This window comes from Providencia sp. CIM-Carb-044 (genome assembly GCF_033901115.1).
Classification (GTDB): domain Bacteria; phylum Pseudomonadota; class Gammaproteobacteria; order Enterobacterales; family Enterobacteriaceae; genus Providencia; species Providencia hangzhouensis.
This window is the reverse complement of record NZ_JAXADV010000001.1, coordinates 497,691-508,764: the sequence shown is the minus strand read 5'-3', so window position 1 is coordinate 508,764 and position 11,074 is coordinate 497,691. Positions and strand designations below refer to the sequence as shown.

At 38.8% G+C, this 11,074-nt stretch carries 10 protein-coding genes; 3 read left to right on the top strand and 7 right to left on the bottom strand.

The genetic code is table 11. The features are described from left to right. Positions 1-97 precede the first annotated feature (97 nt). Positions 98-1,150, top strand: coding sequence for a 4-oxalomesaconate tautomerase (locus tag SJ312_RS02285; protein WP_036957831.1), 1,053 nt, complete (start codon positions 98-100; stop codon positions 1,148-1,150). 46 nt (positions 1,151-1,196) lie between these two features. Here the strand turns inward: SJ312_RS02285 and SJ312_RS02280 are convergent, their stop codons facing one another. From SJ312_RS02280 to SJ312_RS02265, 4 genes are all read right to left on the bottom strand, one after another. Next, positions 1,197-2,336: an AAA family ATPase gene (locus SJ312_RS02280; protein WP_319866854.1), complete on the bottom strand. Its 1,140-nt coding sequence runs from the start codon at positions 2,334-2,336 to the stop codon at positions 1,197-1,199. Further along, entirely contained in the window at positions 2,333-3,043 is a 711-nt protein-coding gene (locus SJ312_RS02275; protein WP_094961205.1) for an RNA ligase family protein, read from the bottom strand. The genes SJ312_RS02280 and SJ312_RS02275 overlap by 4 nt, the downstream gene beginning before the upstream one ends. A 226-nt stretch (positions 3,044-3,269) precedes the next feature. Continuing rightward, positions 3,270-4,124, bottom strand: coding sequence for a VanW family protein (locus tag SJ312_RS02270; protein ID WP_004255480.1), 855 nt, complete (start codon positions 4,122-4,124; stop codon positions 3,270-3,272). Positions 4,125-4,341: 217 nt separating this feature from the next. Then, a complete protein-coding gene (locus tag SJ312_RS02265; RefSeq protein WP_036957833.1) occupies positions 4,342-5,658 on the bottom strand; it encodes a CitMHS family transporter in 1,317 nt (438 codons plus the stop codon). 542 nt (positions 5,659-6,200) lie between these two features. Here SJ312_RS02265 and SJ312_RS02260 point away from each other — a divergent pair. After that, positions 6,201-7,292, top strand: a complete 1,092-nt coding sequence (locus SJ312_RS02260; RefSeq protein WP_096865102.1) for an NADH:flavin oxidoreductase/NADH oxidase — start codon at positions 6,201-6,203, stop codon at positions 7,290-7,292. 58 nt (positions 7,293-7,350) lie between these two features. Here the strand turns inward: SJ312_RS02260 and SJ312_RS02255 are convergent, their stop codons facing one another. Both SJ312_RS02255 and SJ312_RS02250 read right to left on the bottom strand, forming a co-directional pair. Then, the gene (locus tag SJ312_RS02255) at positions 7,351-7,671 is read right to left on the bottom strand and encodes a hypothetical protein (RefSeq protein WP_004255491.1); all 321 of its coding nucleotides are present in this window, start codon (positions 7,669-7,671) and stop codon (positions 7,351-7,353) included. A 230-nt stretch (positions 7,672-7,901) separates the two neighbouring features. Beyond that, the gene (locus SJ312_RS02250) at positions 7,902-8,774 is read right to left on the bottom strand and encodes a DMT family transporter (RefSeq protein ID WP_036957835.1); all 873 of its coding nucleotides are present in this window, start codon (positions 8,772-8,774) and stop codon (positions 7,902-7,904) included. A gap of 331 nt (positions 8,775-9,105) precedes the next feature. Between SJ312_RS02250 and SJ312_RS02245 the strand changes: the two genes are divergently transcribed. Beyond that, positions 9,106-9,312, top strand: a complete 207-nt coding sequence (locus tag SJ312_RS02245; RefSeq protein WP_226617192.1) for a 3-oxoacyl-ACP synthase — start codon at positions 9,106-9,108, stop codon at positions 9,310-9,312. 87 nt (positions 9,313-9,399) lie between these two features. Here the strand turns inward: SJ312_RS02245 and SJ312_RS02240 are convergent, their stop codons facing one another. Beyond that, positions 9,400-10,872, bottom strand: coding sequence for an anion permease (locus SJ312_RS02240; RefSeq protein ID WP_036957836.1), 1,473 nt, complete (start codon positions 10,870-10,872; stop codon positions 9,400-9,402). Positions 10,873-11,074: the final 202 nt, after the last annotated feature.

Genomic DNA, 11,074 nt, shown 5'->3' with positions numbered 1-11,074 from the left:
CAAAACGAAGGTATCCCAAGGAGCATACATCAGTATGTGACTTGGGGGGCTGAGTGCAGCCAACACAGCTACAGCGTGAAATATGACGGGTAAACAGATGAAAAAAATTCCTTGTACACTAATGCGTGGCGGCACCTCGAAAGGCGTATTCCTTTTAGCGGACTCTCTCCCTAAAGACACTCAACAACGGGATGAACTGATCCTTGCTATTATGGGTTCTGGTCATGCTTTGCAAATTGATGGTATTGGTGGGGGTAGCCCACAAACCAGCAAAGTCGCTATTATTAGCTCTTCAACTCATCCTGATGCTGATATTGATTATTTATTCGCTCAGGTTTCTATTACTGAACGTATTGTTGATACCGCACCAAATTGCGGAAATATTCTTTGTGCCGTGGGTTCTTTTGCGATTGAAAAGGGGTTAGTTCCTATTACTGGTAAAACAACCACTGTCAGGATCCGTAATGTCAATACGAACACTTTCGTCAACTCTACGGTGCAAACACCTGATGGTCATGTGGATTATGATGGTGATACCGAAATTGCTAGTGTACCCGGCCATGCCGCGCCTGTTGCCCTGACATTTTTAAATGCGTGTGGAACAAAAACAGGAAAATTGCTTCCTACTGGTCATGCTATTGATACCATTGAAGGCATTGATGTCAGTTGTATTGATATGGCAATGCCTGTGGTATTAATTGATGCTCCTCAGCTCAATAAAACTGGTTATGAAACTGCGGAGCAACTTGAATCCGATACCGAATTTATGCAAAAGCTGGAAACTATTCGTATAAAAGCCGGGGCAGCGATGGGACTTGGTGATGTGAGCAAAAAAGTTATTCCTAAACCCATATTGATTTCACCCGCCATTCACGGTGGAACCATTAATGTCCGCTATTTTATGCCACATAAATGCCATGGCGCTCTTGCCGTGACTGGTGCTATTGCCATTGCCACAAGTACTATTGTTCCTAATAGTATTACCCAGCAATATGTTCACTCTGTTGATATGAAAAACATTGCTATTGAGCATTTAAGTGGCAAATTTGATGTGTCGTTAAACCAACAAGGCAACTCACCGGAAGAGCTTCAAGCTTCAATTATTCGAACTGCAAGAAAACTCTTTGAAGGCGATGTCTACGTTCCTTAAAACTAATATCTTGGCCTGCCTCTTATCTAGAGGCAGGTGATTAATTTTATTTTTCTGCAAATAACGGTTCAAAATTACCATCAATATAATAGGAAACTTGATGTGCCTCATCTGGCGTTGGCAACTCCAACTTCCCTGCCATTTTTTCCATAACTTGCTCCGGCACTGCATACTTACGTTGTTGATTTTGTTGCCGCCACTGTTTAAATGGCACTTCCAAGTAAACTAAATGGATTTTGGCTTGATAACGTTCAAATAAGCTGATCATGGTTCCCCGTAAAGAGGCACTTAATGATGTTGCATTCCAAATAAAATGTGTTTTAGTGCGTAACAATCGTTTTGCTTGCTCTTTAGCTTGCTGAGCTACCCACCCTTGTGCATTTTTATCTGCTGGGTTGATTTTATGTTCTCGGCGAATATCATCTAAACACACGACTGCCGTTTGTGGGTAAAACTGTTTGATAAAATGGTCTTTTCCCATCCCCGGCAAACCACATAGCAGAATCACTTCGCTCCCTATCTCTTCAAAAGGTTGGTAATCCGTAGTGCCTTTTTGATGATGAAAATAATGGAAGCGCCCAGCTGGTGAAGCGAATGATTTAGGTTTGTCCCAACAGCCCTGCTCACGACAAAATAATTCAAATAGCTCGATTCTAACTAATAATTCCGCTTTATCTTCGCATGTACGCCCTATCGCATCGGCTTTCGCTAACATGCACAATAAAGGCATTTCAACGCGCAATGATGCCGCAAATAATGTACGTTCAGGATCTGGCTTTTCCATTAACCAAAGCGGTAGACCATGAAATCGAACTAAAGCCGCAATCTGTTCACGAATAGCAAAAGGTGTTTCTATTTGTCGAAATAATATATTTCGTACAGATAACTCACCTTTTTTAGCATGTCCAGGCGAATGAATCCGCCCCTCTTCATCTTCTTTTGTCGTACTACGTTTTTCAACATCATGCAGCAACGCTGCCGCCCAAACGATTTGTTGTTTAAGTTCTGGAAGCTGTTGATATTCAGGTAAATCTTCCAAAGCCGCTAACACCATTTGAGTGTGAATGGCCACATTACCTTCCGCATGGTGCAAACGGTCTTGCGGCACATATTGCATATCACGCACAAAATCGAACTGTTTTTCAAGCTGCACCCAATCACGACATTGGGTTAATTGCCAACTCATGGTTGTTCTCCTTGTAATTCAAAGGCCAGCTTGGCTCTCTGCCAATGCCGTTTCCAGTGGATATCTGTTTTGACATGGTTTTTACGCACATATTTAAAAACATGCGCCATAAAATCATCCACATGAAACCCTTGGCTATCACGGCTCACAATCCCTTCCATGCTACAGGCTTTCCCTGTATGTGTATCACGCGCAATAAATTGACTATCTAATGATGCCGCAGTAATTAATGAACTTGCATACTCTTGTTTATCCATCTGTTTACTGAGTGATAAATCTAATTGTGGGACAGTTGGAAAATCAAATAAAGCCGCATAAAATTGCACCTCTTCCCAACTAAGCCAATACTCCCCTTGCCTAACAGCAAACACATAGAAATAATCTTCAATATGTTGATATTCAATGGAATGTATTGCATAAAGGTTTTCGCCGAAGAGTTCGATATCCCCTAAATCATCTTTAATCAGCTGCCAACGTTGGCGAATTTGCTGGCTCCATGCCGATTGGGTTGGGGCACCATGAGAGCGTGCAAAAACTCCATGGCGGTTTAAGCAATTATTTTCACCATCCAGTTTTTCTGTGTGAACCAGTTTGTTTATATTTTGGATGTGCGACCACCAATCGCTATTGATGCGATCATCACTAGTCGTACCAGGGGAGAACGGATAGTGATACGTTCTACCATACTTTCTTGATTGCATATTCATCATGCTTTCTCTAAAGAAATAGAAATAACCACAAATCTTTTGTTAGATTTGCGTCTTTAATTGTTGAGAAATCAAGAGTAGGTATTACATATCTATTCCGAGTAACGGCCTCATTTTTGCTTGGCTAATAGTTAAAATTAGCGAAATTGAAGGAAAACAGTTGAATTTTAGTCTAATTGTCAAGAAAAAGGCTATCAATTTATTCCTAATCTCATTACTAACGCAACTACTCAACTGTTATACAATTTTCATCTAGGGAATATTTCACTACCACTTTATTACGATACAAACAATTATCCTGCAGAGTGATAGGTTCTTGTCCTTTGGTTGTTACTTTTTGCCAAATTTCATTATGACGGTATATAACTTCATTCTCTCGGGTAAATTTATGGTTTTTCTCATAAATATGGTATTTGTGTTCACGAGGAGTGCAGCTCAATAACTCCCCTTCGAGTTGATGTTCTGCAATATTAAATACCAACTGAAAAGCACTTTGTGTCGGATTATAAAAAACCAAATCGATATAATTATAAAAAATTGCCGCCCCAGAACCAAAAGGCAATACCCGCCCTTCATCTGGAAATGGGTCAAAACTATGATTAGCACGCTCAACCACTTGTAATGGAGAATGTAATACCATCCAATGAATTAAATTACTCAGTTGGCAGATTCCCCCGCCGATCCCTGAACGAGCCTCACCAAACGAAAGTTCCATACCTTCAAGAAAACCTCTGCGCGCAGTTGGTTTTCCAACGAGCCGACAAAATGAGAAGTATTCCCCTGGGTAGATAATGACTCCATTCATCGCTTCTGCAGCAATACGTAAGTTTGTCACTTTGTTGTATTGTAAACGTAGGTCTGACTCACCTAATTTACGGATCAGCTTAGATGTGTGCTTGTTGTAGCGATACTCAAGACGTTCATTGGATTTTAATTTCGCATAATATTTGGCGGAAAATGCCCAATGCAATCGTCGAGCTAGACGTTTTTGGGTGACACGCAGCCAATAGAGAATAGGATGATAAGAAGAAAGCGGCCTACGCATAACAAACCTTATTGATATCATTAACCAATAAATCATGTCATAGCCCTTCGCTTTACGACATAGTAACTATCTGATAAACCCAATAATTGATAAAAGAAAATAATCCAGCACGCAAAATAAAAACCATTTGTTCTAAATATTTCATGTCACAGCTAGGCGGCAAAAAAGTAAATCCCTAGGCGCATACACAAGTATGTGACTAGGGTTTACTTTTGAAGCCAACAACGCTGTGGCGTTAAAGCCAACGAGTAAATTAATACAAGCCGATTAGCGCCCCAGTCGCTAATAAAAAGAAACTGAACAACCAAATCCAACCAAACGAATAACGTAAGTGGCGGCCCATATCAATTCCAGCCAACCCCATAGCTAGCCACGCCGCTGGAGAAAAAGGACTCACGAAGGTCCCTGCGTTGTTACCTATCGCCATGGCGTAAACAACGGAAGATGGATCAACACCAACTGTGGCGGCAATTTGTTGAATTATTGGTAGTAAGGCAAAATAGTAAGCATCGGTACTGGTAAAAATATCCATCGGCACACCTAAAATACCGACAAAAATATGGACTTTAGAAACCCATTCGGTTGGCAAGATAGCCGTTAAGTCTGTTGCGATTGACTCAAGCATGCCACCTTCCGATAAAATACCCAAAAATGCTCCCGCCGCTAATATAATAGCAACCATTCCCAACGCTTGTGGTGCATGGGCGGCCAAAATTTTCATTTGGTCTCTAGGATTAGGGAAATTCACCATCAAGGCAATGGAAAGTGCAATCATAAAAACATAAGGTGCAGATAATAAACCAAATGCTAAACACACAACGGAGGCAACAATTAACCCACCATTGATGAGTGGTTTTTTAGGTTTTTGAACCGTTTCTGTTATATCTGCAGTGTCGTCACTGACAGGTAACAAAGAATCCATTTCATATGGCGTAGTTCCTTTCAAACTGGCCGCTGCAATACGTCGTTTCTCACGTAACCCCATCAGAATAGCAAATACCACTGCGCCACCCATACCAATTAGTTGTACTGGGATCAAATGTTGCCAAAGGGTCGAAGCATCAATTCCGGTTACAGCTGAAGCTCGGCCTAATGGCCCGCCCCAAGGTACCATATTCATGACACCCATACTGGCGCACATCAGTAGCAACATTAAATAGGGGCTCATACCAAGTTGACGGTATAAAGGTAACAATGCAGGAATAATAATTAAGAATGTCGCAGCACCTGACCCATCGAGATGGACAATACCCGCAATTAACGTTGTCATAATACAAACAACAATAATATTCCCACGAGTCATTTTAACCATTAAACGGATCAACGGGTCAAAAATATGCAGGTCTTTCATTAAGCTAAAGAATAAAATCGCAAATAAAAACATAGCTGCGACTTTTGAGACTTTATTAATGCCGCTTTCAAAGAATACTGAAATTTCAGCAACAGAATAACCGGCAAATAAAGCACCAATAAAGGGAATACAAGACATTGCGATAATTGGGCTAACTTTTCCCATCATCAATAATGTTACTATCGATATAATGATTAAAATACCAATAATTGTCAGCACATCAATTTCCTTCTTAGAATTATATTTTTCAGGTGAACACAAAGCTTAGGATTAGCTAGTATCAGCTTAATAAGCTTGTTTCTTATATAAACCATTTAATATAACCGCAAGGAATATTTTATATTTTTGCCTCACAAACAATGCATTAACGCTTATTTAAATTATCATTTAAAATAAAAAAATAGTTTTATTCACTATTAGAACCATTAAAACCATAAGCAGATATTAACGCCATTTTATATTGGTGATTATTAATTTTATTTATAAGTTACAGAATTATAACAATCAAAAAATAATAGCTATTATTATATTTTATTTTTTATCTCATTTTTTTATATTTTTTCCCTCTTTTTGCATCATATTGCTAGGGAAATATACTTTTTATGGTATTGATCAAATCTGCAAAAATTTACTTGATTTTCCTTCAATAATTCGCTGTAAAACAAATTTTCCCCCTTAATACCACACCATCTCACAAAAAATTTTTAGCTAACTGGGTATAATATTAAAATAATTTAAGTTTGCTAATAAGGAAAGTTCCAATGAGCCACCTTTTTTCACCTGCATCAATCGGCCAAGTTTCGCTGAAAAATCGTATTATTGTTCCCCCAATGTGCCAATATTCTGCAGAAAATGGTATGCCAACAGCATGGCATAAAGCCCACTATATGAACCTTGCTTTATCAGGTGCCTCTTTAGTTATTGTAGAAGCCAGTGCTGTTGTTCCTGAAGGTCGTATTACCTACAAAGACCTAGGCTTATGGAATGAAGAGCAAATGACAGCAATGCAACAAATACTCAGCGACATCCGGCAATATTCAGATGCACGCTTAGGAGTACAAATCGCTCACGCTGGTAGGAAAGCATCAACAGATTTACCTTGGTTAGGGGGTAAAAGTATTCAGTCCACACAACCTAATGGCTGGCAGACTGTAGCACCATCAGCACTGGCTTTTGGTAATAATGCAATTCCACATGCATTAACTATTGAAGAAATTTCGCAGCTCAAACAGCAATTTATTGAGGCAGCAATTCGGGCAGAAAAAGCAGGTTTTGACGTTATTGAGATCCATGCTGCTCATGGATATATACTGCATGAATTCCTATCGCCAGTTTCAAACTTACGACAAGATGAATATGGTGGATGCTTTAAGAATCGTACTCGCTTACTGATTAATATTTTCCATGAGATGAGAGAAGCCATTAGCCCTAATGTTGCAATTGGTGTACGGATCTCCGCAACAGATTGGCTTGAATCGGGTTGGAGCGTACCTGAATCAATTGAGCTAACAGAATTATTAGAAGATTTAGGTTGTGACTATATCCACGTCTCATCTGGTGGGTTATCAACTGAACAACAGATACCATTGAGCCCAAATTACCAAGTCCCCTTAGCCCAAGCTATTCATGAGAATACTATGATGCCTGTCATTGCTGTCGGTCTTATCACTGAACCTTTACAAGCAGAAGCCATTGTGGCAACTCACCAAGCAGATTTTGTGGCAATCGGTAGAGGTATATTATTTGAACCACGCTGGCCTTGGCGAGCAGCAAGTGAATTGAACGAACAAATAGACGTTGCACCGCAATATCTACGCAGCGCCCCACACCAATTCAAACACTTATTTAAGTAAAAATAATAAATTCGCAGCTATTGTTGCTTGATAATCAATAGCTGCGAGTAATAAATAATTAACGTGCGTTAGTCGAGCACTGTTGAACGAATTCAATCATGGTTTTTTGGAATTCAGGCTCTGCGGTACCTGATTTTTCTAATTCCGCATCCATACGTTTAAACTCAGCTAAACCATATTTTTCAATTGTTTTATCGTAGGCACAACCACAAATTGCGGTAACTGCTTTTGCTGTTTCACCTTGAGGATTACCAGATGCAACGACACAAGTATTAACAAAGTTGTCTTTGTATTCAGCAATTTCTGATTTTTCATCAGAACATGCAGACAACACAACCATTGCTCCTGCCATACCTAATATTAATGCTAATTTTTTCATTTTATGCCCGTTTCCTATTCAGCTTTAACTAAGGTGATAATATTAAACCGTTATTATTCCTAGTTCACGCTATTTTGGATATATCGTTTATGTTTTCAATACCATTAATCTTAATATGCTAAATAAGAGGTTCTTATTAAGATTAATATCCCTATCACTGACTATGCATATTAATCATAGCTGTTTTCTTATAAAAAATCTGTATTGGCCCATTGTTTATTATGTGTATTTTACCTTGGTAATGAATTAGAACAACGCCATCGGTAATAGAATAATGCCGATAAAATTAGCACACAACCAACAATTTGGACAAAAGGCATTCTTTCATTGTACCAAATAGCCGCTACAAATACGGTCATAACAGGTTCAAGGATCATAATAATTGCAGCATTGCCGGCAGTAGTATTTTTTTGACCAATAAGTTGCAATACAAAGCGTAAACTCGTTGCTATTACAACACTAGCAATAAACCACATCATGGTAGGTACGGTGATGCTACTTGGCCACTCTTCTAAAAAAAATGACAAAACTAACCCAGTCATTCCTGTACAAGCAAGCTGAATGGTCGTTAACGGCAAAAGAGGGATTGTTCGAGTATATAAACTGGTATAACAAAAATAGATAGCTTGGACAATTGCCGCACCAAGAAACCACAGTTGGCTTGCTTTAAATTCAAGCTGTGCCTTAAATAGTGTTAAACATGCCAACCCTAATACAGCGACCGGAAGTGCCTCCCAGAAATAACGTACAGGTTTATTTTTTAAAATAACCCATGCGACTAGCGGGACAAACAACATAGCAAGGCTCATGATAAAAGCCCCTTCACCAATTGAATCTGTTATCGCAACTGCGTGGATCCAGAGCACCATATTTAATGACATCCAACCGCCTGTCATTAATATTTTTGGTAATTGCTTCGCCGTTATTCTATTTTTTTTCCCTCGACAAAAAGGGGCTAAAATGATGGCTGCAAATAAAAAACGGCTACCAAGAAAGGCAAAAATAGGCATTCCCTGCACTGATTCTCGGGAAAATACCCACCCCCAAGCCGCGATTATCGTGGTAAGCACCAAGAAAAATTCTGCCTTTCTTTGTGAATACATGTGTTCCTCTGGATAAATTAACTGACTCGCAGATACATCATACTGGCTTTTGTATGTAAACCAATCACATTTATGGCCTTTCTCTCCGACTTCCCTAAATAAAAAATATCTCGCCAAAGAACGATAAATATGACCTTAAATTAAGAGCCATTTCCTCTTAATAAAGATAATTTTACTTCTTGGCTGCTTTTTTCTTATTAACTAGACTAAGTCTGATTTTAAACGCGATAAATGGGGAAGTTTGCATAGAATCTCATCAATTTATCTTCTTACATAGCCTGAGATAATCAAGGGCAGACAAACAATGCACAACTTGATGAAAGGTTATATCATGGTTATTCAAAAAACATTACTGATAGATAATGATAAAATCAAAAAAATTAAGACTGCGATCAATAAGAGAAAATATGCACATGCCGATGAAATAAGTTTGTTATGGCAGCACGCTTTAAAATCATCGTCAGTCTTCAGTTGGGGAAAAGTGATGCTAATTTCTATCATTAGTGGTCTTGTTATCACAATAGCCACTTATTTGTAGGATGAGCTTTTAAAAAGAAGAAATCGAGCCTATCGCCCGATTTCTATTAACTTTCTTTGATATAGCTAAAATAGCTAATTCAACTAATTACCAGTAACCTAAGAATTTCCACCAAACGCTACCAATAAAGAACCAAATGGCTAAGTTAACCACACTCATCACAAAACCTGTTTTCCACCATTCCGCAAGGGTTGCATAACCCGAACCAAAAATAATAGGTGCAGTACCCGTACCATAGTGTGTCAATGACATCATTAGTGATGATGAGAATGCTAATGTTAGAGCTAATAACATTGGTGGAGCACCAAGGGCTAAACCTGCCGAGAAAAATGCTGCATACATCGCCGTAATATGCGCAGTTGTACTCGCAAAGAAATAGTGAGAATACACATAAATTAAAACAAGAATTAGCATTCCCCATACCCAGCTAATGCCTAATCCATCAATAGTTGCACCGACGGTTAATGACATCCACTTTATGAGACCGAGCTTACCTAAAAAACTCGCCATCATGACTAAGGCAGAGAACCAAACGACAGTATCCCAAGCCCCTTTGTTTTTCAGAACGTCATCCCAATTAATAACCCCTGTCGCTAATAGAACACTCAGCCCAATAAACGCCGCGGTGGTTGCATTAACACTATATGCAGGCCCAAAAATCATGGCAGGTACACCAGCCCACAACAAAAGTAACAACCCAAAAACACCGAGAGTTATTTTTTCAGGTAATGAAACTGGGCCTAATTGTTGTAAACGTTCTTTGGCAAAATTTGGCGCATCCGGTGTTGAAGTAATTTCCGGCTTATACATCAAATAGATCACCAAAGGCATTAATATTAATGACACGATGGCAGGAACAAACGCCGCAATCGCCCACATACCCCAAGTTAATTCATTTTCTTGGCTTGTTTCACTAATAATCAAACTGACAATTAATGGGTTTGGCGCTGTCGCCGTAATAAACATTGCAGAAGTGATTGGGTTAATATTGTAGTTAACGAGCGATAAATAACGCCCTATCTTACCTGCGGTTCCATCTTCAGCCTTTGACCCAAAACTATCCGAGATCGAACGCATAATTGGGTGAATAATTCCCCCACCTCGAGCCGTGTTACTTGGTGTCACAGGAGCCAATATTGTTTCTGCTATTGCCAATGAATAAGCAATACCCAATGTTTTTTTACCGAATAAAGAAATGACATAATAACCTATCCTTGCCCCCAAGCCTGTTTTATTAAGGCTCATGGAAACCATGATAGAAATACCAATTAGCCAAATTAGATCATTAGAAAAGCCACTTAAAGCATCCGCAATTGCCCCTTTAGTTGATTCAGGGTTAGTGACTCCGGTTACTGCAACTAATGAAATAGCGACAATAGATACACCTCCTATTGGTAAAGCTTTACCAATAATAGCAGCGATAGTACCTACAAATAATGCTAAAAGATGCCACGCATTTGGATTAACACCTTCGGGAACAGGAATTAAGAACCAAATAATTAATGTTATTGCAACTGCGATTAGAGTTGGTACAGGTTTTAAAGGTGTTAGTTTATTCATAAGGTTATCCATACACGTATAAAGATGGAAATACAGAGTAATTTCAGTTATATATTCTAATTTTATCTTTAGATTAACAATATATAGCTCAAAAACCTTGATATTTATCAGTACGTGAATTCTTTTATGATAAATTTTAAGCCAGTTTGTAACGATGTGTAATATATTATTTCAGATATCAATCGTTCCATATTTCTTGCAC

Coding starts and splice junctions, on each gene's coding strand:
- SJ312_RS02255 (WP_004255491.1), bottom strand. CDS start 7,671: ATGAAAAAATTAGCATTAATATTAGGTATGGCAGGAGCAATGGTTGTG.
- SJ312_RS02250 (WP_036957835.1), bottom strand. CDS start 8,774: ATGTATTCACAAAGAAAGGCAGAATTTTTCTTGGTGCTTACCACGATA.
- SJ312_RS02240 (WP_036957836.1), bottom strand. CDS start 10,872: ATGAATAAACTAACACCTTTAAAACCTGTACCAACTCTAATCGCAGTT.
- SJ312_RS02260 (WP_096865102.1), top strand. CDS start 6,201: ATGAGCCACCTTTTTTCACCTGCATCAATCGGCCAAGTTTCGCTGAAA.
- SJ312_RS02270 (WP_004255480.1), bottom strand. CDS start 4,124: ATGATTTATTGGTTAATGATATCAATAAGGTTTGTTATGCGTAGGCCG.
- SJ312_RS02285 (WP_036957831.1), top strand. CDS start 98: ATGAAAAAAATTCCTTGTACACTAATGCGTGGCGGCACCTCGAAAGGC.
- SJ312_RS02275 (WP_094961205.1), bottom strand. CDS start 3,043: ATGAATATGCAATCAAGAAAGTATGGTAGAACGTATCACTATCCGTTC.
- SJ312_RS02245 (WP_226617192.1), top strand. CDS start 9,106: ATGGTTATTCAAAAAACATTACTGATAGATAATGATAAAATCAAAAAA.
- SJ312_RS02280 (WP_319866854.1), bottom strand. CDS start 2,336: ATGAGTTGGCAATTAACCCAATGTCGTGATTGGGTGCAGCTTGAAAAA.